The organism is Sporolactobacillus inulinus (genome assembly GCF_006539285.1).
Lineage (GTDB): Bacteria > Bacillota > Bacilli > Bacillales > Sporolactobacillaceae > Sporolactobacillus > Sporolactobacillus inulinus.
This window is the reverse complement of sequence record NZ_BJMS01000222.1, coordinates 1-804: the sequence shown is the minus strand read 5'-3', so window position 1 is coordinate 804 and position 804 is coordinate 1. Positions and strand designations below refer to the sequence as shown.

The following is an 804-nucleotide window of genomic DNA, read 5'->3' as shown; positions in this document are numbered from 1 at the left end:
CGATCATTTGTTCTCATTTGTTCTCTTCTCGATTCGCTTCACACATTCCTCTCGAATGACCGAAACATACCTCGCAAGGAGGCTTCCTATGTCTATAGACCACGATCGACGCTTTAAAGTCCTGCTTCACGAGTTTTTTGATGAATTTCTCGAAGCATTCTTCCCGAAAATTTACCAGGCACTCGATCTTTCCGAGAAAAAATTCCTTTCCGAGGAACTGTTTGCGGATATGGTCGAAGGCGACAAAAAACGGGCAGATGTTATCGCAGAAACGAAGCTGAAATCAAAAAAGGATGTCATCCTGATTGTCCATCTTGAAGCACAGAATTATTACCAAGATGATTTTTCCGAACGGATGTATATCTATTACAGCATGATCTATCTGAAATTTCGAAAACCTGTTTTACCAATCGCCATTTTTAGTTATGATGGAGTTAGAGATGAACCGGACGAATTTGTGATAAAAGTGCCGCATCTAATGGTTGTTAGCACGTTCCATTTTTTAAAACTCGAACTTTCTAGAATGAGCTGGCGAAAATTTATGAACAGCAATAATCCTGCCGCCGCCGCGCTGATGAGCAAGATGAACTACTCGAAAAGGGAACGTGTACAGGTACGACTTGCTTTTATCAGGCAAATGATCACAATGCATCTTGGAGAAGCGCGTGAAAGCATGATCAATGGATTTTTCGAGACCTATCTTCAATTAGAAAAGGAAGAGGTGGATCAATTGATGGATCAAGCAAAAAAGCTTCCGGAAGAAATTCGCGAAGAAGTGCTCAAGTGGCCCAATTCCTTTTATGA

At 41.2% G+C, this 804-nt stretch carries 1 protein-coding gene; it reads left to right on the top strand.

Annotation, left to right across the window (positions count from 1 at the left end; all coding sequences use genetic code 11):
* Nucleotides 1–88: 88 nt before the first annotated feature.
* The coding region (locus SIN01_RS14845) for an RpnC/YadD family protein (protein ID WP_141306180.1) at nucleotides 89–804 on the top strand (716 nt) is incomplete at its 3' end.